Annotated in this window: 15 protein-coding genes and 1 pseudogene; 9 read left to right on the top strand and 7 right to left on the bottom strand. The window is 64.8% G+C overall.

The window, feature by feature from the left end; genetic code table 11:
* Window positions 1-134: 134 nt before the first annotated feature.
* Entirely contained in the window at window positions 135-3,272 is a 3,138-nt protein-coding gene (locus JQ627_RS28910) for an autotransporter outer membrane beta-barrel domain-containing protein (protein WP_212487831.1), read from the top strand.
* Between the two features lie 43 nt (window positions 3,273-3,315).
* On the opposite strand, the gene JQ627_RS28905 is transcribed toward JQ627_RS28910, so the two are convergent.
* The 5 genes and pseudogenes from JQ627_RS28905 to JQ627_RS28885 all read right to left on the bottom strand — a co-directional run bounded on the left by JQ627_RS28905 (window position 3,316) and on the right by JQ627_RS28885 (window position 10,134).
* Entirely contained in the window at window positions 3,316-4,146 is an 831-nt protein-coding gene (locus JQ627_RS28905) for an MlaD family protein (RefSeq protein WP_212487778.1), read from the bottom strand.
* Between the two features lie 135 nt (window positions 4,147-4,281).
* Complete coding sequence (locus JQ627_RS28900) at window positions 4,282-6,501, bottom strand: acetate--CoA ligase family protein (protein WP_212487777.1); 2,220 nt, start codon at window positions 6,499-6,501, stop codon at window positions 4,282-4,284.
* A 215-nt stretch (window positions 6,502-6,716) separates the two neighbouring features.
* A pseudogene (locus tag JQ627_RS28895) lies at window positions 6,717-7,079 on the bottom strand (glycosyltransferase); the annotation flags it as partial.
* A gap of 85 nt (window positions 7,080-7,164) precedes the next feature.
* Window positions 7,165-7,734, bottom strand: coding sequence for a class GN sortase (locus JQ627_RS28890; protein ID WP_212487776.1), 570 nt, complete (start codon window positions 7,732-7,734; stop codon window positions 7,165-7,167).
* 135 nt (window positions 7,735-7,869) lie between these two features.
* On the bottom strand, window positions 7,870-10,134 hold the full coding sequence (locus JQ627_RS28885; protein ID WP_212487775.1) for a marine proteobacterial sortase target protein: 2,265 nt from the start codon (window positions 10,132-10,134) through the stop codon (window positions 7,870-7,872).
* Between the two features lie 186 nt (window positions 10,135-10,320).
* On the opposite strand from JQ627_RS28885, the gene JQ627_RS28880 reads away from it, so the two are divergent.
* Window positions 10,321-11,091, top strand: coding sequence for a helix-turn-helix transcriptional regulator (locus JQ627_RS28880; protein ID WP_212487774.1), 771 nt, complete (start codon window positions 10,321-10,323; stop codon window positions 11,089-11,091).
* A gap of 119 nt (window positions 11,092-11,210) precedes the next feature.
* Here the strand turns inward: JQ627_RS28880 and JQ627_RS28875 are convergent, their stop codons facing one another.
* Window positions 11,211-12,431 (bottom strand): ABC transporter substrate-binding protein, encoded by a 1,221-nt coding sequence (locus tag JQ627_RS28875; RefSeq protein ID WP_212487773.1) that lies wholly within the window; start codon window positions 12,429-12,431, stop codon window positions 11,211-11,213.
* Window positions 12,432-12,518: 87 nt separating this feature from the next.
* Window positions 12,519-14,069, bottom strand: a complete 1,551-nt coding sequence (locus tag JQ627_RS28870; RefSeq protein WP_212487772.1) for a long-chain fatty acid--CoA ligase — start codon at window positions 14,067-14,069, stop codon at window positions 12,519-12,521.
* Window positions 14,070-14,336: 267 nt separating this feature from the next.
* Here JQ627_RS28870 and JQ627_RS28865 point away from each other — a divergent pair, with 267 nt between their 5' ends.
* The 7 genes from JQ627_RS28865 (at window position 14,337) to JQ627_RS28835 (ending at window position 23,180) form a co-directional block, all read left to right on the top strand.
* Window positions 14,337-15,473 carry an acyl-CoA dehydrogenase family protein gene (locus tag JQ627_RS28865; protein ID WP_212487771.1) on the top strand — a complete coding sequence of 379 codons (1,137 nt, stop codon included), beginning with the start codon at window positions 14,337-14,339 and terminating at the stop codon, window positions 15,471-15,473.
* Window positions 15,474-15,615: 142 nt separating this feature from the next.
* Window positions 15,616-16,782: an acyl-CoA dehydrogenase family protein gene (locus JQ627_RS28860; RefSeq protein ID WP_212487770.1), complete on the top strand. Its 1,167-nt coding sequence runs from the start codon at window positions 15,616-15,618 to the stop codon at window positions 16,780-16,782.
* A complete protein-coding gene (locus JQ627_RS28855; RefSeq protein WP_212487769.1) occupies window positions 16,779-17,435 on the top strand; it encodes a glutathione S-transferase family protein in 657 nt (218 codons plus the stop codon). The genes JQ627_RS28860 and JQ627_RS28855 overlap by 4 nt, the downstream gene beginning before the upstream one ends.
* Window positions 17,436-17,608: 173 nt before the next feature.
* The gene (locus tag JQ627_RS28850) at window positions 17,609-18,412 is read left to right on the top strand and encodes a helix-turn-helix domain-containing protein (RefSeq protein WP_212487768.1); all 804 of its coding nucleotides are present in this window, start codon (window positions 17,609-17,611) and stop codon (window positions 18,410-18,412) included.
* Window positions 18,413-18,609: 197 nt separating this feature from the next.
* On the top strand, window positions 18,610-19,476 hold the full coding sequence (locus JQ627_RS28845) for a 3-keto-5-aminohexanoate cleavage protein (protein WP_212487767.1): 867 nt from the start codon (window positions 18,610-18,612) through the stop codon (window positions 19,474-19,476).
* 114 nt (window positions 19,477-19,590) lie between these two features.
* Window positions 19,591-21,207: an acyl-CoA carboxylase subunit beta gene (locus JQ627_RS28840; RefSeq protein WP_212487766.1), complete on the top strand. Its 1,617-nt coding sequence runs from the start codon at window positions 19,591-19,593 to the stop codon at window positions 21,205-21,207.
* Window positions 21,204-23,180: an acetyl-CoA carboxylase biotin carboxylase subunit gene (locus tag JQ627_RS28835; RefSeq protein WP_212487765.1), complete on the top strand. Its 1,977-nt coding sequence runs from the start codon at window positions 21,204-21,206 to the stop codon at window positions 23,178-23,180. The genes JQ627_RS28840 and JQ627_RS28835 overlap by 4 nt, the downstream gene beginning before the upstream one ends.
* The last annotated feature ends 130 nt before the right edge of the window (window positions 23,181-23,310 follow it).

Here is a 23,310-nt window from a genome sequence, read left to right as displayed (position 1 = left end):
TGGCGCGGTTGCAACATGACCGCGGGATTCTGCTTCGGTTGTGCGCCAAACGGATGCATTCTGGCGCCGCCGTAGTTCTACGGGGCCTCCTCATGGCCTAAGTTCCCGTGGAACTGGGGAGTGGGGTGCGTGACGTGAGGGGCGAAGGGCTATCAAGGCGGCAGGGTCGACTGCGTCGGCGCGGCACCGCGTTGCTCGTCAGCGCATCTGCGCTCTTTTTGGGATTCAGCCTCTACGCGACGCCGGCCAACGCGGCCTGTACGCCCGACCCGGCCACGAGCGGCCAGACCGTGACCTGCAGCGGCACCGACGCGGACGGCTTCCAGGCCGGAGCCGGTGTCGACAGCCTCAATGTCAACGTGCTGTCCGGCGCGATCGTGAACGACAACGGCGCGCTCTCGATCGGCGTCAACAATTCCAGCACCGTCACCAACAACGGGACCGTGTCGGCGGGCTCGGGCCTCACCGGCATTGCCGTTGGAAATTTCAACACCGCGACCAACAACAGCACCATCACGGTGCTCGACAATGGCCTCGGCATCCAGGCGATCGACCACAACGTCATCACCAATGCCGGAACGATCACGACCGGAGACAGCGGTGCCGCGATCTCGGTTGGCGACAATAACACCGTCACCAACAGCGGCGCGTTGTCGACCGGTGCGTCCGGCGCGGGCATCTTCGCCGGCCAGAACAACACGATCACCAACGCCGCGACCGGCACGATCGCGGGCGGCGACGGTGCAAGCGGCATTTTTGCGTTCGGCAGTGCAACCATCACCAATGCCGGCGCGATCACCGTCGGCGATTCCGGCGGGTTCTCCGGCGGCATTCTGGCGGTCAGCAACAACAACACGGTCACCAACACCGCCACCGGCACGATCACGGTCGGGCAGAATGCCGCCGGCATGTTCCTGCAAGGCGACTTCCAGACCGTCAGCAATTTCGGCACGATCACGGCCGGCGACTTTGGCGTCGGCATTGCCGTGTTGGGCGATGACTCGATGGTCACCAACGGCGGCACGATCACGGTCGGAGGCAGCGGCACGGCCGGCATTTCGCTGCAGGGTGACCGGGCCACGATCAGCCAAAGCGGCACGATCAATGTCGGCCTGGGCGGGGCGGGCATCGCCTATACCGGCTCAGCCTCCACGATCACCAACAGCGGGCAGATCACGGGCGCCGATTTTGTCGAGGGCATCTTCGTCGTTGGAGATTCAAACGTCGTCACCAACAAGGGCAAGATTACCGTCGGCGACACGGGCGTCGGCATCGACGTAAGCTCCTTCAGCACGACCAACCAGATCGTCAACACCGGCACCATCACCGTCGGTGCCAACGGCACCGGCATCATGCTGAGTGGCGGCGGCAGCGTCTTCAACTCCGGCACGATCAATGCCGGCGCGCCCGGAGCGATCGCGATCGATTTCTGCGGCTGCGCCTCCAACACGCTCACCCTTGGCCCCGGCAGCGTCATCAACGGCCAGGTGCTTGCATCCGGCACCGACACCTTCCAGCTCGGCGGCATCGGCAAGGATATTTTCAATCTCGACCTGATCGGTACCGGTCTTCAGTACGACGGCTTCTCGACCTTCAACAAGATCGACAGCTCGACCTGGACCGTGACCGGTACCGGCAATCAAGACTGGAACGTGCTTGGCGGCACGCTGATGCTCGCGGGCACCATCAACGGTACCGTGACCATCGCCGCCGGCGGTACCTTCGGCGGTGTCGGCACGGTCGGGACGACCACCGTCAATGGCGGCACGCTGGCGCCGGGCAGTCCGACCGGGACGCTGACCGTGTCCGGCGACCTCTCGTTCACCAGCGCGTCGAGCTACATGGTGCAGATCTCGGGCGCCAGCAACGGCCTCGCGGTCGTGACCGGCACGGCGACGCTCAACGGCGCCACCGTCGTCGTCGTTCCGACCGGCTCGATTGCGAAGCACTACACGATCCTCAGCGCGGGAACGCTGCCGGATGCGTTCAATCCCGTTGTCGCGGGCCTGTCGTCGAACCTGCACGCGACGCTCAGCTACGATCCCAATAACGTGTTCCTGGATCTCGCCTTGGGCTATGGCAGCGGCCTCAATATCAACCAGCAGAACGTCGCCAACGTGCTGACGAATCACTTCAACAGCACTGGCAGCTTGCCTGTGGCGTTCGCCAACCTTTCGCCGGCCGGCCTGACGCAGGCTTCCGGCGAGTCCGCGACGGGTTCTCAGCAGACGACCTTTGACGCGATGAACCTGTTCATCAACCTGTTGACCGACGTGTTCGGCTCGGGGCGCAGCAGCACGCCGGGTGCGACGCCTTATGCCGACGACACGAGCGCGAATGCCTATGCCGCGACGGGCAAGGCCGCGCGTGACAGGAACGCGCGCGACGCCTTTGCCTCGATCTACCGCAAGGCACCGGCTGCGACGTTCGAGCAGCGCTGGGATGTGTGGGCGGCCGGCTACGGCGGCTCGCAGACCACCGACGGCAACACCGCGCTTGGCTCGAACAACACCAGCAGCAGCGTCTATGGCACGGCCGTCGGCCTCGACTACCGGTTCTCGCCGTCGACGATCGCTGGCTTCGCGCTGGCTGGCGGCGGTACCGGGTTCAATGTCAACGGGCTCGGCTGGGGCCGCTCCGACCTGTTCCAGGCCGGCGCCTTCGTGCGTCACACGATGGGACCGGCCTACATCACGGCCGCGCTGGCCTATGGCTGGCAGGACGTCACCACCAACCGCATCGTCACGGCTGCCGGCACTGATCAGTTGCGTGCGCAGTTCAATGCCAACGCGCTCTCGGGGCGTGTCGAGGGCGGTTACCGCTATGCGATGCAATGGATCGGCCTGACGCCCTATGCTGCGGCACAGGCCACCATGTTCAGCCTGCCGAACTATTCGGAGTTCGCGGTGGTCGGCAACAACACGTTCGCGCTCAACTATGCCGCCAAGGACGTGACCAGCACCCGCACCGAGCTCGGCCTGCGCGCGGACAAGTCATTTGCCGCGGCCGGCGGCCTGATGACCCTGCGCGGCCGCGTCGCCTGGGCGCACGATTACAATCCCGACCGCACCGTCGGTGCGGTATTCCAGACGTTGCCGGGTTCGGCCTTCGTCGTGAACGGCGCCGCGCAGGCGCGCGATTCCGCGCTGACCACGGCGGCGGTGCAGATGAACTGGATGAACGGCTGGTCTGCGTCGGCGACCTTCGAGGGCGAGTTCTCGAACGTCACCCGCTCCTACGCCGGCAAGGGCGTCGTGCGCTACGCGTGGTGAGCTGCGGCCACCCTCCCCTGGAGGGGGAGGATAAGAAAGAGCGCTATTGCTTCTTCTGCGGAGGCTTGCGTGGCGGGCGCGGGGCGGCAGCGGGCGAGGGCGTGCCGCTCATCTTGTTGGCGGCCTCGCTGACGTCGAGCAGCGAGCGGCGGGTGTCCTCGAGGAAGCTCGCCGATTTCTTCTTCATGGTGTCGGCGAGCTCGTGCAGCCCTTTGATCTTCTCGAACAGCTCGTCGGCCTTGCCGTCGACGAAGCCGGGCACCACACTCTCGATCTTCGTGACCGCCTTGTCGAAGCCCGCGAAGGCGGTGTCGACCTTGGCCATGACGGAGTCGATCTCGCTGCCCTTGCTCCTGAGATCGGCGGTGTGGTTCTCGAACGTGCGCAGGCCGTCCTTGATCGCGGGGGCGTTGCTCACGATCGTGCGGTCGACGCTATGCAGGGTGTCGACGATGGATTCGGCGTCGCTGAGATCGGCGGTCAGCACGGGGACGCCGTCCACGTCCAGCGGCACCGGCGGCGCGGAGGGCGCGCCCCCGATCAGCGAGATCGCGGCGACGCCGGTGAGGCCCTGGAACTCGATGCCCGCAACCGTGTCCTTGCGGATCGGCGCGGTATTGTCGAGCATCACCAGCGCCACGATCTTGCGCGGATTGTCCAGCTTGATCGACAGGATCTGGCCCGCGGGAACACCGTCGAAATTGACCGGCCCGCCGCGGCGGAGTCCGCTGGCGGAGCCGCCCTCGAACACCACGCGCAACTGGCTCCGGCTCTGGGCGGTACGCCATTTCTGCACGCCGAGCACGCCGCCGAACGCCACGGCGATGACCGCCAGCGTCGCCGTTCCGATTACGAGGTTGCTCGCGCGTGCCATGCAGGGCGATTTTACGGCCAAAGCAGGATGGTTGGAAGGACGATGCTGCGGCCGCAATACTAGAGCGGGCGGGTTAACGACTTGTCCGCTGGAGCTCGAAGCGCGAAGGCGGAAGCGTAACCCGCCAACGCGACATCAATGCCCTGCCGCGCGTTTCGCCGCAGCATTGTTCAATACGATCAGGGCGTCAACGGCGACACCCGTTTTGGTGTTGATCAGGAACGGGTTGACGTCGATCGAGGCGATCCGGTCGCCGGCATCTGCGATCAGGTTGGACAGGCCGACCAGCGCTTTCACCGCGGATGCCTCGTGCAAGGCCGGCTTGCCGCGATAGCCGCGCATCTTGCTACCGGCCTTGGTGCGGCCGATCAGGAGCCGGGCCTCGGCTTCGTCCAGCGGTGCGCCGGCGAGCGCGACATCCTTCATCAGCTCGATGTCGATGCCGCCGGTGCCGAACAGCACGACCGGCCCCATCTCGGCATCGAGCGAGGCGCCGACCACGAGCTCGAGATCGGCCTTGACCTGTTGGGCGATCGGGATGCCGTCGAGCTTCGGCTTGCCTTTCAACTTCGCCACCCGTGCGGTGATGTCGGTGAATGCCTTCTTCACCTCTGCCGCGCTGGTGAGGTTCAGCACCACGCCTCCAATGTCGGATTTGTGCAGGATCTCGGCGCTGACGACCTTGGCCACGACCGGAAAACCGATCTGCTTGGCGATCTTCGCGGCCTCTGCCGCCGTCTGCGCGATCGCTTCCTTCGAGATCGGGATGCCGTAGGCCTTTAACAGCTTCTTCGAGGCGACCTCGTCGAGCGCGGCGCCGCTCGCCGATTTCAACGCCTTCTCCAGCACGGCGCGTGCGGCAGGTTTCGAGCTGGAGACGATGTCGGGCACTTCCTTGCGCAGCTTTGCATAGGCGAGCAGCGACTTGATTGCGGTCACCGCACGGTCCATGCCCTGCATGACTGCGAGATGCGGCAGCGACTTGCGCAAGCTCTTGGTGAATTCGGTGAAGCCGATCGACATCGCGCTGATGTAGATCACCGGCTTCGAAGCCTGGCTCGCCATCTCGTTGACGATCCGCAAATTGCGCTCGCGCTGCTCATGCGGTGCCTTGGGCATCTCGGAATCGATGATGACGATGTCGATATCGGGATCGTCGATCATCAGCTTGATCGACTTCATGTAGACGGAGGGATCGACCACTGCGGCAAAGCCGGCGTCGAGCGGGTTGCCGACGATCGAGCCCGGTCCGAGCATCTTCGCAAGTTCGGAGCCGACATGCGGGCTCAGCGGCGCAAAGTTCAGGCCCTCGGCATAGAAGGCGTCGAGCAGCATGCCGCGCTTGCCGCCGGACAGCGTGACCGCGGCGAGCCGGTCGCCCTTGGGCACGACAGAGTGGACGAAGCATTCGGTGGTCTCGATCAGCTCGTCGAGCCCGCCGACGCGGATCACGCCTTCGCGCGTTGCGATGGCATCGAACGTCTCGATCGAGCCCGCGAGCGCGCCGGTGTGGGCCATCGCCGCCGCGCGGCCACCCTCGGACGAACCAAGCTTGAGCGCGATGACCGGCTTGCTCGCGGCGCGCGCGGCCTTGCAGGCGTCGCGAAACGCCTTCGTGTTACGCACGCCTTCGAGATAGACCACGATCACCTTGATGCTCGGATCCTCGGCGAAATAGCGCATCAGGTCCGGCGTCTCGAGCCCGGCCTCGTTGCCGGTCGTCACCATGTAACCGACCCCGACACCGCGATCCTCCAGCGCCTGCCGGATCGCCATCACGATGGCGCCGGATTGCCCGGCAATCGCCACCGCACCCTGTTCCATGGTGACGACACGGTCGTCGATATTGGTGAAGAGCTTTTCGCCCGCGCTCAAATTGCCGAGGCAGTTCGGGCCGGTGACGGCGAGCCCCGTTTCGCGTATCGCGGCTTGCAACTCGGCAGCGAGCTTCTGGCTCTCCTCATCCTGCAGCTCGCTGAAGCCCGAAGTGACGATGGTGGCCGAGCGCGCGCCGGCCGCGGCGGCGTCGCGGATCACCTGCACGGCAAAGCGCGCGGGCACCAGCACCAGCACGTGATCGGGCTTTTCCGGGAGGCTCGCAAAATCCTTGTAGCAGGGCACGCCCCAGATCGTCTCGCGCTTGGCGTTGACCGGATAGAGCCCGCCCTCGTAGCCGTACTTGACCAGGTTGTTCCAGATGCGCTCGGCATAATTGCCGGGTTTGTCGGTTGCGCCCACCAGCACGATGTTGTGCGGGTGCAGCATGGCGTGGATGCCCTTGACGACGTCGCTGGCATCGGGCGCTGGAGACCATGGACGCGGAGAAACGGACGCAGCAGGTACCTGGGCTTCCATGGCGCTTTACCCCTTGTTCTTGTTGCAGCGCCCTGTCTTGCGCCGGCGTCTGGCGGGACTGATCGTGATGGCTCCATGCCGCGTGACGGAATGGTGCTTGCTTCGCGACAAGGCTAGCATCACCAGGCTTTTGGCGAAAGTGCGAACGATCGGACGACGTGCCACGACTCCGTGACGCTCATTCATTCAAATCGTGATCATGCCTCTGCCGTCGTTCAGTAACGCAGCAGGCGCAGCTTGTAGGCGTAGTGATAGGCCAATTGCTTTGCGAGATAGGGAGCGATGGCGCGCCGGATCTGCATCTGGGTCGGATCGAAGCCGAGAACGCGGCGCCGCAAGCTGCCCATCTCCCTGACGCCGAGCGCGTAGGTCGAAGCCGTCTTCTGTGCATCGTGGATTCGGAAGCAGGCGAGAAATCGCGGCAGGCGCACGAACTTGAATTCCGCGGCCTGCGCCCGCAGGATGAAATCCCAGTCCATCGCGTAGTGGAAGCTCTCGTCGATGGGCCCGATCATGTCCCACACGCGCTTGCGCCAGAACATCGTCTCCTGCGGGATGTAGTCGGCATATTGCAGCGCTTTGCAGCGCAGCGGTTTCATCAAGTGCGGATGCCCGGCTGTTCGGCGTGGCCTCTATTGATCCCGGATGGCCGATTGCGAACCGCTATTCACCGGCTTCAATCAAGGTGGCATGCAGGACGTAGCGCTCGGGTCCGGGCGTGACGGCGTCGAAGGGCCAGCAGGTCGTGAGCACAAGCTCGACATCCTGCGTCGCGGGATCGATGCCGGACTCATCGAAGCGAACCACAGTGGAGGAATCCGCTCGATAGCGAAAGTGCTTTCCGTCACGGCGTGTGACATCGATTACGTCACCAATGGCAACATTCCGCAGGAAACGGAAATGGGTGTCGCGGTGTGCAGCATATACCGCAATGCCGCGCTCGCCGGCATCGACCGTTTGGTGGATATGGCCGGGTCCGAAAGCGAGTGCCTGGCCGCTGGTGCCCTCCAGAACGATGGCGCCGGCGCCGATCCGCTTCACCTCAATCCGCGCGACCGGCCAGGTGTCGGCCCACGACCATGGCTTGACCACCTCGCCGGTCGCGGCGCTCCTGTCGAACGCGCGCTCCAGCAGCACCTGCGCGAGCCATGCCTTGGCGTGGATGTAGGCGCCGTCGCCGAACAGGATGAGGCCGATCAGTGCCAGAACGAGCGGGGAGATGAAGCGGGGCATAATGGTCCTTCCCCGTCATTGCGAGCTTCGTCGCGTCGCTCCTCGCAATGACGGCTGATAAAAAGGCGCGCGCGGCCGTTGGTGTGGGACGGGCGACCGCGCGCGCTAACAGAGGAGTTCGGGGGGGCTCCTCTCTCAAGCGGCGTCAGTGAGCAAGGGCTGACGCCGGTTGAACACGAACAGGATCAGGGCGAGCACGATCAGGATGAAGCCTCCGATCATCTTCAGCTCGGCCGAAGTCGCAGTCTTGGGCAGGCGGATCGCATCGGGCGTGGCGGGAGTCGGACGCCGGGCCGTCGGCTGGTTGCGCGCATCTGCATGGCGCTCGCGCAACTGTGTGGGCGTCAGATGCGGTCGCTCGCCAAAGACCTTCTCGAAATCCCAGCCGGCCGGCAGGTTGAGCGGCAGCTCGCTGAGCTTGAGCGGCTCGCCTTCGGGGCGGCTCGGCGTCTTGTCGACCGCGACGAGGCTGGTCAAGCGCGTGACGATCTGATGGTCGAGCGCCAGCGCCAGGATCGCCTTGTCGGAGTCTTCGGGCGTCATTTCGCGCATGGTGCGCGTCACTTCCGCGTCGCCGATCTTGCGCTTGGCCCAAAGCTTCGACAGGCCCTTGCCTTCCGCGGCGTTTTGCAGCGGCAGCGTCACCGACCAGGGACGATCTCCGACGCGGCCCTTGATCTCGAGCGAGCCCGCGAGCTTGTCGAGTCTTGCCGCCAGCACCAAGGGCTCGTCGCGATAGACGTCGGGAATGATCGCTGGCGTGACGTCGGCCTTCGCTTCGGAGAATTTCGCGCTGAGGCCGGTCACGGCAGGGTTCTCCAGCTTGGCGAACAGGCCGCGCATGCGTTCCTCGACTTGCTCGACGGAGCCGATACGGGTGAAGGCACCGCGGCCGAGTTCGGCGGCGCGCGTCATCAGATAGGTATTGGGTGCGGATCCGATGCCGACCATGAACACACGCGAGCGGCCGCGCATCGCAGTGATCGTCTCGAACAATTGCTGCTCGTTGCCGATCGCGCCGTCGGTCAGGAAGACGACCTGGCGGACCATGCTGGTGTCGCCGAGCTTGTCGGTCAGCGCCGCGCGCATCGCCGGCACCATCTCGGTGCCGCCGCGGGCCTGCAAGGCACTGACGAACGACGTGGCTTCACCGACATGGGTGGCGTCGGCCGGCACGGAGGCCGGGAACAGCAAATCCATGGTGTCGTCGAAGCGGATGACGTTGAAGCGGTCGTTGGGCTGAAGACGAGAGAGGGCGTAAGTCAGGCTGGCCTTGGCCTGGACGATCGACGTGCCGCCCATGGAGCCGGAATTGTCGATCACGAACACGACCTCGCGCGGCAGCGGCCTTTGCGTCGCCTGCTCGGCGCTCGGCGGGGTGACGAAGGCGAGCAGATAATCGGCATCGCCGACACGCTCGCGGAACAGACCGACCGACGGCGCCTTCTCCGCAGCCGGCTTCCAGGTCAGCTCGAAATCACGGTCGGCGGGCACGGCGCCCTCAGCGAGCGAGACGATTCGCGTCGCATTGTCCGGGCTCTCGACCTTGACGTTGTGGTGGTGGCTCCTGACCTCGCCGAGCGCGAAGCCTGCCTTCAGGCGCACCGTGATGCTGGTCGGATTGACCGGCGCGTTCCTGGCGGCATCCAGCACCGGCGGCGAGATGCGGTCGCGGTCCGGCACCGGCTCCGAATTGGTCGCGCCCCAGCCCGAGCCGTCCTTGCGGAAGTCGACGCTCTGCACGATCGGCGCCGGATTGTAGCGCGGCCCGACCACCAGCGGCAGCCGCAGCGAATATTCACTGCCGGATTGATGCACCGGCTCCTGGTATTCGATCTGCACCAGCACGGTTTCGCCGGGACCGATATTAGCGACCGAATTGGTGAAGATGTTCGGCCGTTCCTGTTCGGTGAGCGCGGCCTTCTGGCCGGCGCGGCGCGCCTGCTCGTAGATCACGCGTGCCTGCTGCCGCTCCTTGATGTCACCGACGATGACGCGGTCGCCGACCACCATCTTCAGCGTATCGACGGCGCCGCCGGAGGGGAGCGGATAGACATAGGTCGCCTCGACCCAGTCCTTGGTCGGATTGCGGAAGACCTGGGTGACGCGGGCGCGGAGTGTCGGGCCCGACACCGTGATGTCGATATCGGTACCGAGGCGGATCGCTTCGGTGGTGGCACCGTCTTCCTTCAGCAGGAGACTGCCGGATTTGGCGTCGCCGGGCTGGAGCAGGCTGGCCTGCACGGCTGTTGCCGACCAACTCGTTCCGAAGCTGACCAGCAGGGCGACGAGGGAGACCAGCAAAACCGCGATGCCCTGCGCCAGGAGAAACAATCCAATCTTGATCAGCCGGCCCAGGATCGGGTGTGCATCGCTGTCGGCTGTGTCGTAGGTATCCATTTCGCTTGCTCCCGAGGGATGTTCGCTGACCCGAAGCATCCGCCCGCGGGCCCGATCCCGCGAGCAGATTGATCGGCAATGTTCCGCCACGGCCGGCCCGGGCAGGCCGTGGCCGAGGTGGCCATGTGCGGTTTTGTGCTGGTTTGTCCGCCCTGCTAGACTGGTTCTCGCAAGGCAGGGTTGACGATGCAGATCCAGGACAGATCCCCCGACAAGCAGCTGTCGGACGAGCAGAGCCGCGAGATCGCGGAGACAATTCGGGAGGAGCTCGCCCGGCGCCGGATCTCCCGGCAGGCGCTGGCCGAGCAGGCCAAGCTCAGCCTGTCCACACTGGAGAAGGTGCTCGGCGGCCGCCGGCCGTTCACGCTGGCGACGACTGTGCGGCTGGAGCAGGCACTCGGCGTGTCGTTACGCAAGAACGCCGCCGTGGCGTCGCCTCCGGCCGCGAACGATGTCGCGCCCGACAGCCTCGGCTCCTATGCGCACCGCGCGGTGACCTGGCTCGAGGACGTCTACATCACGCTGCGGCCGTCCTTCGGCGACAAGGACGCGATCTTCGCCTACCGCACCGAGATCGTCTGGGAGCCGAAGGTGTCTTCACTGGTCTTCCGCGAGGGCGAGCGGACCGATGCCGCCTATGAGCATACCGGCGAGGTTGCGGTGCCGCATCAGTCCGGCTTCATCTATCTCGTCATCATCAAGCACGGCCAGCATCGCGTGATCACGGTGTCGCGGCCGACGGTTGCCGGCGAAATGTACGGCATCATCTCGACGCTCCGCGCCGGCCCCGGCTCGCAACTGACGCCGATCGCAGCGCCGATCGCCTATGTGCCGCTCCGCAACGTCGCGAAGCCGTCGCTGGGACGGGTCGGACCCGACGATGCCAACCACGCGTTGTATGGGAAGCATCTGCGCCGCACGCTGGAAGAATCGTTCGCGTTGTTTCTGTCGGTATAGTCCGCGAGAAAGAGTCCGGAAATGGCGTCGCGCCGGCTCGGCCTGCCGGTCGCGGGGATCGACGTCAGTGCAGGCGAAGACGTCAGCTGCACGTCTCCGCCCGTTGCTGCGATGCGTGGCTAGCCACCCGTTTCGGCGCTGATGATGTCGCCGAACAGCTCCCACTGGCCCTTCTTGAAACGCCACATCTTGAGCTGCTCGATCGGCGCGAAGTCGGTGGCCGAGGTGTTGATCTTGATCCCCGGGATCAGCGTATCGGGAACGAAGTCCTTCAGGCTCGCGGCCTGCTTCATCACGTTCTCACGGGTCAGATTGTCGCCCGACTGCTTCAGCACCTGCACCATCGTCTGGGCCGCGGCATAGGCGTAGACCAGATTGGCGTCCGAGATGTTCGCACCGGGCATGTACTTGTCGATGAAGGTCATGAACTTCTTCATGCCCTCGTCGTCCTTCCACTGCGGATCCGATGCGTCCTTCAGATAACCGGCCGACAGCACACCCTCGGATGCCTCGAGGCCGGCCGGCTTCATCACCGCGCCGATCGACACCGAGACGTCAGTCATCAGGTGCATCGGCTTCCACTCCAGCTCCGCGATCTTCTTGATCGCCTGCGCCGCGAATTTCGGGGTCGCGATGTTCACGAAGACATCGGCGCCGGTGCCCTTGAGCTTGACGATATGGGCGTCGATCGACGGCTCCGAGGTCTCGTAGCTCTCCTCGGCTACGATCAGCTTCGATGCCTTGTCGCCGAACACGTCCTTGATGCCGGCGAGGTAGTCCTTGCCGAAATCGTCGTTGGCATAGAAGATCGCGACCTTGGCGTCCGGCTTCTCCTTCAGAATGTATTTTGCGAAGATCTGAGCCTCGACCCGGTAGCTGGGCTGGAAGCCCATGGTCCAGGGAAAGTTCTTCGGGTCGTTCCACTTGCTGGCGCCGGTGGCGAGGAAGAGCTGCGGCACCTTCTTGGCGTTGTGATATTTCTGCACGGCGGTCTGGGTCGGCGTGCCCAGCGCGTTGAAGACCAGGAAGACCTCGTCGCTCTCGATCAGCTTGCGGATCTGCTCCACAGTCTTCGGCGGCGAGTAGCCGTCATCGTAGGAAATCCAGTTGATCTTGCGGCCGTTGATGCCGCCCTGGTCGTTGATCATCTTGAAATAGGCTTCCTCGGTCTTGCCGATGATGCCGTAGGCGGAGGCGGGACCGGAATAGGCCTCGACATTGCCGATCTTGATCTCGGTGTCGGTGACTCCGGTGTCGTACGCCTTCTGCGCGTAGGCGGATGGGGTCGCAAGCAGCGTCATCGCCGTTGCTGCGGCAAGCAAAGAGAGTTTCTTGTTCATGAAAATTCCTTGGGGTTTTCTTTGGGGTTTCTTCTGGGGCGGAGCAGGCACGTCGAAAAAGAAAAGCGCCCGCGAGGGGCGCTTCGATCAGGCGTTGGCGACTTTCTTGTCGATTTCGGACGCCACCGAGAATTCTTTCCGCAAGGTCGGCTTGTGGATCTTGCCGGTGGCGTTGCGCGGCAACGCATCGACGAAGCGCACCTGTCGCGGGCATTTGAAGCGCGCGAGATTGGCCGCGCAATGGGCGAAGACATCCGCCTCGGTCAGCCGCTGACCGGGTTTGGCTGCGACGATGGCGAGACCCACCTCACCCCATTGCGGATCGGGAATGCCGATCACCGCGGCTTCCGCGATCGCGGTGAGCTGATGCAGGACGTTCTCGACCTCGGCCGGATAGACGTTCTCGCCGCCCGAGATGTACATGTCCTTCCAGCGGTCGACGATATAGTAGAAGCCTTCCTCGTCGACGCGCGTCGCATCGCCGGTGTGCAGCCAGCCGTCGGTGAAGGACGTCTTGTTCGCCTCCGGCCTGTTCCAGTAGCCCGGCGTGATGTTCGGGCCCTTGACCCAGAGCTCGCCGAGTTCGCCGATAGCGGCGTCGCTGCCATCGGGGCGCACGATGCGGACTTCCGTGTGCAGCACCGGCTTGCCGGCCGAGCCCGCCTTGCGTGCCGCATCCTCGCGATCCAGAACCAGCACGGCCGGCGAGGTCTCGGTCATGCCGTAGCCCTGCTGCAGCGCGACGCCGCGCGCCTCCCAGACTTTGAGCAGCGGCACCGGCATCGGCGCGCCGCCGACACCGCATACGATCAGCCGGGTCAGGTCAGTCGTCGCGAAGGCCGGATGCTGCGCCATGAACTGGTAGATCGCGGGCACGCCGAAGAACACGTTGATGTCCTGCGCGGGATCGTTGATCAGGCCGAGCGCCGTGCCGGGATCGAAAGCGCGCATGATCATCACGGTGCCGCCGGCATGCAGCACCGGGTTGGTGTAGCAATTCAGCCCGCCGGTGTGGAACAGCGGCAGCACGGTGAGCAGCACCGAGGACGGCCCGATGCAGGCGGGGCCGCCGAGGTTGACGCAATTCCAGAAGGTCATGCCATGGGTGATGGTCGCGCCCTTGGGATGGCCCGTGGTGCCCGACGTGTACATGATGGTCGAGACGTCATCGAGCGTGACCTCCTCGGCGCGGGCGAGCGGCCTGGCCGCTGCGATGCCGGCCTCATAGCTGCCGCCGGCGCCCAGCAGCAGGCTCGTCGGGATGTTGCAGAGTTTTGCGACGGCAAGCGCGGTCTCGGCGAGATCGGTATCGTGGATCATCACCTTCGGTGCGCAATCGCCGGTGATGAACTGGAGCTCGGGCACGGTGAGGCGGGTGTTCAGGGGGACGAAGATCGCACCTAACCGTCCGCAGGCGAACTGCACCTCCAGCGTATCGGTCGTGTTCAGCGCCAGCACCGCGACGCGGTCGCCGCGCGAGACCTTAAGCGTATCACGGAGGAAGCCGGCCAGGCGCGAGATGCGCGAATCGAGCTGCGAATAGGTGAAGCGGCGCGCGCTCGCGAGGTCGATCACGGCGACCTTGTCAGGCGTGCGGCGGCCGTGATGGACGATCCAGTCGTAATAACGAACGGCCAAAAGTCCCTCCCTCGGCGGTCTTGTGCCGCCTGCGTCCCTATTTGCCGGCACCATGCCCGGCGTGGCCCTGGGGCCAGCCGGAGTTTGTGCATCGACGTCTTTTTTTGACCCGGAGTTGGCCTGCGAGGGGCGAAAATCGTCTTGCGTTGAGTTGCTAGGATAAGGACAGCGCGGAGTGGTTCCCCCAGCCAGCCACTCGGCGCAAGTGAACCGCTATTGTTCCAGCCATGGTGGGCGAGACGAATCCGTCCCCGAGGCGAAAGCGCAATGAAAAGCCCGTTCTATACCGCCGAGCACGACGCGTTCCGCGATGTGATGCGCCGTTTCGTCGACAAGGAGATCGCGCCGTACGCCCATGAATGGGACGAGGCTGGCGAATTCCCGCGAGTGCTCTATCGCAAGGCGGCCGAGATTGGGTTGTTGGGGCTCGGATTCCCCGAGGAATATGGCGGGATCGCCGCAGACCAGTTCATGAAGATCGTCGCCAGCCAGGAACTGGCGCGCGCCGGCGCCGGCGGGGTCAGCGCCAGCCTGATGAGCCACACCATCGGCTCGCCCCCGGTCGCGCGGGCGGCGCGGCCGGAGGTGAAGGCACGCGTCCTGCCGCAGGTGCTGTCGGGCGAGAAGATCTCCGCGTTGGCGATCACCGAGCCCGGCGGCGGTTCTGACGTCGCGGGTCTCCGAACCAAGGCACGGCGCGACGGCGATCACTACGTCGTGAGCGGTGAAAAGACCTTCATCACCTCGGGCATGCGCGCCGATTATCTGACCGTTGCGGTGCGTACAGGCGGCGAGGGCGCCGGCGGCGTCAGCCTGCTCCTGATCGAGGGCGACACGCCGGGCTTGTCGCGGACCAAATTGAAGAAGATGGGCTGGTGGGCCTCCGACACCGCGACGCTGCACTTCGACGAATGCCGTGTGCCGGCCGAAAATCTGATTGGTGAGGAGGGCCAGGGCTTCAAGATCGTCATGCAGAATTTCAACAGCGAGCGCATGGGCATGGCGGCGGGCTGCACCGCCTTTGCCCGCGTCTGCCTCGACGAAGCGATTGCCTACGCCAAGGAGCGCAAGACCTTCGGCAAGCCGCTCGCCCAGCACCAGGTGATCCGCCACAAGATCGTGGACATGACGCAGAAGGTCGCAGCCTCCCAGTCGATGCTGGAGATGCTGGCCTGGCGGCTGGAGCAGGGCGAGAGCCCGGTCGCCGAAATCTGCATGATGAAGAACCAGGCGACGCAGACCATGGCCTTCTGCGCCTCGGAAGCCGTGCAGATCTTTGGCGGCGCCGGCTTCATGCGCGGCATCAAGGCCGAGCGCATCTACCGCGAAGTCAAGGTCAACGCCATCGGCGGCGGTACCGAGGAGATCATGAAGGATCTGGCGTCGAGGCAGATGGGGTTGTGACTTTCTGTCATTCCGGGGCGCGCGTAGCGCGAGCCCGGAATCCATCGGGCCGCACATACCGTAGAGAAATGGATTCTCAGGTGCGCAATTGCGCACCATAGCTCATCGCTTCGCGATGCCCCGGAATGACGAAGAGGAAGAAATGCTATTCACCGCCGACCACGACGACATCCGTCGCTCCCTGCAAAAGTTCATCGCCAACGAGATCAATCCTCATGTCGATGAATGGGAGAAGGCCGACATCTTCCCGGCGCATGAGCTGTTCAAGAAGATGGGCAGCCTCGGTTTTCTCGGGCTGAACAAGCCCACCGAGTTCGGCGGCTCGGGGCTCGACTACTCCTACGCGCTCATGATGGCGGAGGAGCTTGGCGCCATCACCTGCGGCGGCGTGCCGATGGCGATCGGGGTACAGACCGACATGGCGACGCCGGCGCTGGCGCGGTTCGGCTCGGACGAGGTGCGGCGTGAATTCCTGACGCCGTCAATCGCCGGCGATTTTGTTGCATGCATCGGCGTCTCCGAGCCCGGCGCGGGCTCCGACGTCGCCTCGATCAAGACCAACGCGCAAGCCGACGGCGACGACTACGTCATCAATGGCGGCAAGATGTGGATTACCAACGGCACCCAGGCCGACTGGATCTGCCTGCTCGCCAACACCGGCGACGGGCCCGTCCACCGCAACAAGTCGCTGATCTGCGTGCCCATGAAGAGCAAGGGCGTCACGGTCGCGCGAAAGCTCGACAAGATGGGCATGCGCTCGTCGGACACCGCGCAGATCTTCTTCGACAATGTCCGCGTTCCCAAGCGCAACCGGATCGGCGAGGAGGGCAAGGGCTTTACCTATCAGATGATCCAGTTCCAGGAGGAGCGGCTCTGGGGCGCGGCCGCCTGCCTCAAGTCACACGAATACATCATCAACGAGACCATCGAATATACCCGCAACCGAAAAGCCTTTGGCCAGAGCATCCTCGACAACCAGGTGGTGCATTTCAAGCTTGCGGAGATGCAAACCGAAGTCGAACTGTTGCGCGCGCTGATCTATCGTGCGGCCGAACAACTGGTCGCCGGCGAGGACGTGACGCGGCTTGCGACCATGGCCAAGCTGAGGGCCGGCCGGCTCGGCCGGGAGCTCACCGATGCCTGCTTGCAATATTGGGGCGGAATGGGCTTTACCAACGAGACGCCGGTCAGCCGTGCCTATCGCGACAGCCGTCTGACCTCGATCGGCGGCGGCGCCGACGAGGTCATGCTGATGGTCCTGTGCAAGATGATGGGCACGCTGCCCGGCAGTAAAGGGAAGGCATCATGATCACGCTCTATCACTGCGATGGCGCACGCTCGTTCCGCCCGCTCTGGATGCTGGAGGAGATGGGGCTTCCCTATGAGCTGAAGATGCTGCCGTTTCCGCCGCGGGTGTTCGCCAAGGAGTACCTCGCGCTCAATCCGCTGGGCACGATTCCCTTCATGGTCGACAGCGAGACGAAGATGACGGAGTCTTCCGGCATCTGCCATTACCTCGGCAGCAAATACGCCCCGACGCCGCTGATGGTGGACGTCGAGGATCCCGCCTATGGCGCGTTCCTGAACTGGATGTATTTCAGCGACGCCACGTTAACCTTCCCGCAGACGCTGGTGCTCCGATACACCCAGCTCGAGCCCGAGGAGCGCCGCAATTCGCAGGTCGCGACCGATTACGCAAAATGGTTCTTGGGTCGGCTGCGCGCCGTCGAGGCAGCGACGACGAATGCCGAAACATTGTGCGCGGGCCGTTTCACCGCCGCTGACATTGTCATCGGCTATGCGCTGCGGCTCGCCAGCAATATCGGGCTCGCCAAGGACTTTGGGCCAAATGTCGCAACCTATTGGGCGCGCTTGCAGCAACGCGACGGCTTCAAGCGCGCGGTTGCTGCCGAACAGAAGGCCGGCGCAGAGCAGAATGTTGCGCCGCGCGTGAGGGCGTAAGCCGCCGCAGGTGGGACTGTAGTCTCACGACGGTTCCAGGCGGATGCATCGCTGTCCTGGGATGCCAACGCTTTGCGCTCCATGACAGCGCTATCGCGCCGTGACACCGCCCAAATTTCCGCTAAGGTGACCTCCGTCCGCAGCGGCCAAAGAGCCGCGCGAGGAGGATCCCAATGGAAGATAAGGGTCGCGAATCCGACCATCTGATGCTGATCACGCCGGAGCGGGTATTCTATGCCGGCCTGCTCGGACGCCCCCGCAAGCGAACCCCCGGCTGCTGCCACGTCTATGTGGCGGTCAAAGGCAATTTGCATCTGACCATCGACGACACCCTCGCCACCGCCGAGCTGTTCGTCACCCTGCCGAACCAGCGGCATTCCATTGCCAGCGACTACCGCACTGCAATCAGCGTGACGCTCGAGCCGGAAAGCATGCCGGATGGCGTGATCGAGGCCCTGGCCGAGCGGCTGACCGGACCTGATCGGGCCGTCTATGCCCGAAAGATCCTCGCCGCCTACGCCCTGCTGCGCCAGCGCCGCTATGGCGACATCACCACGGCCGAATTCGACGAGATGTGCTTTGGCGAGGCGCTGCCGCGCCGTGTGCTCGACCCGCGGGTCACGCGTGCCGTCGCACGCATCGAGCGCTTCTCCGGCGAGCCGGTGACTGCCGATACCTGCGCGGCGGAAGCGGGTCTCTCGGCCTCGCGCTTCCTGCATCTGTTCAAGGAAGAGACCGGCATCTCGTTCCGCTCCTTCCGCGCCTGGAAGCGTGCGCGGCATTTGCTGCATTTCGCCAACCAGGATCTCAATCTTGCCCATCTCGCGCAGGACATCGGCTATCCCGACAGCACCCATTTCAGCCATTCGATCCGCCGCTTCTACGGATTGAAGCCGCGCGCGATCTTCGTCGGCTCGCGCGACCTTGCGATCTATCGCAGCAGCGAGACGGTGCGGGAGCTCGCGGAAGCGGGCTAGCACCGCTCTCGTAGGGTGGGCAAAGCGAAGCGTGCCCACCATCTTCGCCAAACGCCGAGACGCGGTGGGCACGGCGCATACGCCTTTGCCCACCCTATGAGAGCTCGTCATTTTCCAGCTTCTCCGCGCAAGAAGCTGCATGTCCCACATCACATGATCGCAAACGTTGAATTCTCAACGTGCGAGATATTTTTGGCATGAGCGACAAGGCCGTCATCACCTGCGCGCTGAACGGCGTGCTCACCGACCCCAAGCAGCACAACGTGCCCGTGACGCCCGAGCAGATGGCGCGCGAGGCCAAGACCGCGTTCGATGCCGGCGCGTCCATCATGCACATCCATCTGCGCCAGCAGGCGCCGGACAAGGGGCATCTGCCGTCCTGGGACGTCAGCGTTAGCAAGGAGATCCAGCAAGCGATCCGCGAAGCCTGCCCCGGCGTCATCATCAACCACACCTCGGGCGTGTCGGGGCCGAACTACAGCGGCGCGCTCGACTGCATCCGCGAGACCAGGCCGGAAATCGCCGCCTGCAACGCCGGCTCGCTGAATTATCTGAAGGTGAAGGCCGACAATACCTGGGCCTGGCCGCCGATGATGTTCGACAACGCGGTCGAGAAGGTGAAGGACTATCTCGACGTCATGAACGCGGTCGGCACCATCCCTGAGTTCGAGTGCTTTGACGTCGGCATCGTCCGCTGCGTCGGCATGTACCACCAGGTTGGCATGTACAAGGGCCCGCTCGAATATAATTTCGTGATGGGCGTCGCCTCCGGCATGCCGTCGGATCCGGAGTTGCTGCCGATCCTGATCAAGCTGAAGCGCCCCGAGGCGCATTTTCAGGTCACGGCGATCGGTCGCGAGGAGATTTGGCCGCTGCACCAGCGCTGCGCCGAGCTCGGCGGCCACTTGCGCACCGGTCTGGAGGATGCCTTCTATCTCGCCGACGGCAAGAAGGTGACCTCGAACGGCCAGCTGATCGAAGCCATCGCCGCCTGCGCCCGCCGCGCCGGCCGCGAGATCGCGAGCCCCGCCGAGGCGCGGAAGATCTTTGGGACGAACAGGTAAGCTATCGCCTCACCCGTCATTGCGAGCGAAGCGAAGCAATCCAGAATCTCTCCGCGGAAACAGTCTGGATTGCACCGTCGCTTCGCTCCTCGCAATGACGAGCAGGATTGAATGATGTCCATTCTCGACAACACCATTTCCCCCGGCAGCACCGCCTACCACGCCAATCGCGACGGCATGCTCGCGCTGATCGACCGCATGCGCGCGCTGGAAGAGCGCACGCGGGCGGCGTCGGCGGCGGCCAAGGATCGCTTCCACAAGCGCGGCCAGCTGCTGCCGCGCGAGCGCGTCGCGCTGGTGCTTGATCCCGGTGCGCCCTTCATCGAGCTGTCGACGCTCGCCGGCTACATGTTCGACGTGCCAGATGCGAGCAAGAGCGTGCCCGGCGGCGGCGTCATCGCCGGTATCGGCTTCGTCTCCGGCATCCGCTGCATGGTCAGCGCCAATGACGCCGGCATCGACGCCGGTGCGCTGCAGCCTTATGGCCTCGACAAGACGATCCGCGTGCAGGAGCTCGCGCTGGAGAACAAGCTGCCTTACGTCCAGCTCGTCGAAAGCGCCGGCGCCAATCTGCTGCGTTACCGCGTCGAGGATTTTGTCCGCGGCGGCAACATCTTTCGCAATCTCGCGCGGCTCTCGGCCGCGGGCCTTCCGGTTGTCACCGTCACGCATGGCTCGTCCACCGCTGGCGGCGCGTATCAAACGGGCCTGTCCGACTACATCGTCATGGTCCGCGGCCGCACCCGTGCCTTCCTTGCCGGCCCGCCGCTGCTGAAAGCCGCAACCGGCGAGATCGCGACCGAGGAAGAGCTCGGCGGCGCCGAGATGCACACGCAAATCTCCGGCCTCGGCGACTACCTCGCCGAGGACGACCGCGACGCCCTGCGCATTGCGCGCGAAATCATGGCGGCGCTGGAATGGGAGCGGCCGGACAAGGCGCCTCCAGAGTTCAAGCCGCCGCGCTACGACCAGGACGAGCTGCTCGGCATCATGCCGATGGACCACAAGCGCCCGGTCGACATGAAGCAGGTGATCGCGCGCATCATCGACGATTCCGATTTCACCGAGATGGCGCCGAATTACGGTCCTGCCACCGTCTGCGGCCATGCCCGCATCGAGGGCCAGGCGATCGGCATCATCACCAACAACGGGCCGCTCGATCCCGCCGGCGCCAACAAGGCGACGCATTTCATCCAGGCCTGCTGCCAGACGCGCACGCCGATCCTCTATCTCAACAACACCACCGGCTACATGGTCGGCAAAGCCTATGAAGAAGCCGGCATGATCAAGCATGGCTCGAAAATGATCCAGGCGGTGACGTCGGCGACGGTGCCGCAGATCACCATCTATTGCGGGGCCTCGTTCGGCGCCGGCAATTACGGCATGTGCGGACGCGGCTTCCATCCGCGCTTCTGCTTCTCGTGGCCGAACGCCAAGACCGCCGTAATGGGCGGCGAGCAGGCCGCCGAGACCATGGCGATCGTGACCGAAGCCGCCGCGGCGCGCCGCGGCAAGCCGGTCGAGAAAGAGAAGCTGGACGCCATGAAGGCGCAGATCATCGGCGTTTTCGACGGCCAGATGGACGTGTTCTCGACCAGCGCCCGCGTGCTCGACGACGGGGTGATCGATCCGCGTGATACCCGCGCGGTCCTCTCCGAGGTGCTCGCGATCTGCCGTGAAGGCGACGCGCGAACGCCCCAGCGCATGCAATTCTCGGTGGCCCGCCCATGAGGAACGGATCAGTGCAGCACCGGCCGTTCTTCAAGGTTTTGGTCGTCAACCGCGGCGAGATCGCGCTCCGCGTCATGCGCAGCGCGCGGCAGCTCGGCCTCGGCGTCGTCGCGGTTTATTCCGATGCCGATCGCGATGCGCTGCATGTGCGACGGGCCGATCAGGCCGTGCGCATTGGGGAAGCGCTGCCTGCACAATCCTATCTCAACATTCCCGCGATCGTTGCCGCTGCGAAAGCGAGCGGCGCGGATGCCGTTCATCCCGGCTATGGTTTTCTGGCCGAGAACGAGGATTTTGCGCAAGCTTGCAAGGAGGCCGGCCTCGTCTTCATCGGCCCCTCGGCGCAGGCGATCGAGGCGATGGGCAACAAGGCCGGCGCCAAGGAGATCATGAAGAAGGCCGGCGTGCCATGTGTGCCGGGCTATCAGGGCGCGGACCAGGGGGACGAGGTCATGCTCGCGGAAGCCAGGAAGATCGGCTTCCCCGTGATGATCAAGGCGGTTGCCGGCGGCGGCGGCCGCGGCATGCGGCTCGTCACCGATGCCGCATCCTTCCCCGATGCCTTGCGCAGCGCGCGGTCGGAGGCGAAGGCGGCGTTCGGCGATCCCACGGTCATCCTCGAACGCGCGATCCAGAACCCGCGCCACATCGAAATCCAGGTCTTCGGCGACAGCCATGGCAACGCCATCCATCTCGGCGAGCGCGACTGCTCCGTGCAGCGGCGGCACCAGAAGCTGATCGAGGAGGCGCCGTCACCGGCCGTGACGCCGGAGCTGCGTGCAAAAATGGGCGAGGTCGCAGTCGCCGCGGTGAAGGCGCTGCGTTACGAAGGCGCCGGTACGCTGGAATTCCTGCTCGATGCCAGCGGCGAGTTCTACTTCATGGAGATGAACACGCGCCTCCAGGTCGAGCATCCCGTGACCGAGGCCATCACCGGGCTCGATCTGGTCGAGCTGCAATTGCGCGTCGCGCGCGGCGAGCATCTGCCGGTGAAGCAGCAGGACATCCGCTTCACGGGTCACGCCATCGAGGTGCGGCTCTGCTCGGAGGATGCCGCGCAGGACTTCATGCCGCAGTCCGGCCGCATGGCGCGCTGGCAGGTGCCTGACGGCATCCGCGTCGAGCACGCGCTGCAATCGGGCACGGAGATTCCGCCATTCTACGATTCCATGATCGCCAAGGTGATCAGCCATGGCACGACACGGGAGGAGGCGAGGGGGCGGTTGATCGTCGGCCTGGAGCAACTCACCGCTTTTGGCGTGACTACCAATCAGGCGTTCCTGATGTCCTGCCTGCGCCATCCCGGATTTGCACGCGGCGAGGCGACCACGGCCTTCATCGGCGCGCATCGCGACGAGCTATTGGCGCCGTCGGCGAATGCCGCATTCGATACGGCGCTCGCGGCCCTGCTGCTCTACGTCACCAATCCGCGCGCGCCGTCATGGCAAGGTGGCCGAAGCCTGTCGGCAACATTCCCGCTGCCTGCGAAAATCGAGATCGCCGGCCAGACGCGTGAGCTTGAAGTCACCCGCGAGCGCAATGGCAGTTACACTGTCGCCACCGAAGGCCGTCAGGACAAGTTCGAGATCGACCAGCTCGATCCCGATGCGATCCGTTTCCGTCATGACGGCGTGATGGACAGCGCAAAATTCCTGCGCGACGGCGACCGGCTTTACGTCCAGCATCGCGGCATCCCGCTCGCGGTCACCGATCTCACCCTCGCCGCACCAAGGGCCGCTGCGAGCAATGGCGGAGATGGCAAAGTCCGCGCCGCCATGAACGGCCGCGTCGTTGCCGTCCTGGTCAGGCCTGGCGACCGCGTCACCGCCGGTCAACCGGTGCTGACGCTGGAAGCGATGAAGATGGAGCACGTCCACAAGGCCGGCATCGACGGCGTGGTCGCCGCGATCGACGTCGCCGAGGGCGAGCAGGTCACGACGGGCAGGATCGTGGCGGAGATCGCGGCAGGCTAGCGCGGCGACCGCGGTGCCGTAGGGTGGGCAAAGGCGCGCAGCGCCGTGCCCACCATCATACGGCAGGCACACCCGTAGGGTGGGCACGCTTCGCTTTGCCCACCCTACGGAAGCTCCCCAAGTTGCGCTA

The organism is Bradyrhizobium liaoningense (genome assembly GCF_018130785.1).
GTDB lineage: Bacteria > Pseudomonadota > Alphaproteobacteria > Rhizobiales > Xanthobacteraceae > Bradyrhizobium > Bradyrhizobium liaoningense_A.
This window is presented reverse-complemented; position numbering and strand designations above follow the sequence as displayed.

Excerpts from the sequence above, each read along its gene's own strand:
- JQ627_RS28890 (WP_212487776.1), bottom strand. The coding sequence starts at position 7,734 with ATGCCCCGCTTCATCTCCCCGCTCGTTCTGGCACTGATCGGCCTCATC.
- JQ627_RS28880 (WP_212487774.1), top strand. The coding sequence starts at position 10,321 with ATGCAGATCCAGGACAGATCCCCCGACAAGCAGCTGTCGGACGAGCAG.
- JQ627_RS28885 (WP_212487775.1), bottom strand. The coding sequence starts at position 10,134 with ATGGATACCTACGACACAGCCGACAGCGATGCACACCCGATCCTGGGC.
- JQ627_RS28860 (WP_212487770.1), top strand. The coding sequence starts at position 15,616 with ATGCTATTCACCGCCGACCACGACGACATCCGTCGCTCCCTGCAAAAG.
- JQ627_RS28840 (WP_212487766.1), top strand. The coding sequence starts at position 19,591 with ATGTCCATTCTCGACAACACCATTTCCCCCGGCAGCACCGCCTACCAC.
- JQ627_RS28905 (WP_212487778.1), bottom strand. The coding sequence starts at position 4,146 with ATGGCACGCGCGAGCAACCTCGTAATCGGAACGGCGACGCTGGCGGTC.
- JQ627_RS28845 (WP_212487767.1), top strand. The coding sequence starts at position 18,610 with ATGAGCGACAAGGCCGTCATCACCTGCGCGCTGAACGGCGTGCTCACC.
- JQ627_RS28850 (WP_212487768.1), top strand. The coding sequence starts at position 17,609 with ATGGAAGATAAGGGTCGCGAATCCGACCATCTGATGCTGATCACGCCG.
- JQ627_RS28865 (WP_212487771.1), top strand. The coding sequence starts at position 14,337 with ATGAAAAGCCCGTTCTATACCGCCGAGCACGACGCGTTCCGCGATGTG.
- JQ627_RS28875 (WP_212487773.1), bottom strand. The coding sequence starts at position 12,431 with ATGAACAAGAAACTCTCTTTGCTTGCCGCAGCAACGGCGATGACGCTG.
- JQ627_RS28900 (WP_212487777.1), bottom strand. The coding sequence starts at position 6,501 with ATGGAAGCCCAGGTACCTGCTGCGTCCGTTTCTCCGCGTCCATGGTCT.
- JQ627_RS28855 (WP_212487769.1), top strand. The coding sequence starts at position 16,779 with ATGATCACGCTCTATCACTGCGATGGCGCACGCTCGTTCCGCCCGCTC.
- JQ627_RS28835 (WP_212487765.1), top strand. The coding sequence starts at position 21,204 with ATGAGGAACGGATCAGTGCAGCACCGGCCGTTCTTCAAGGTTTTGGTC.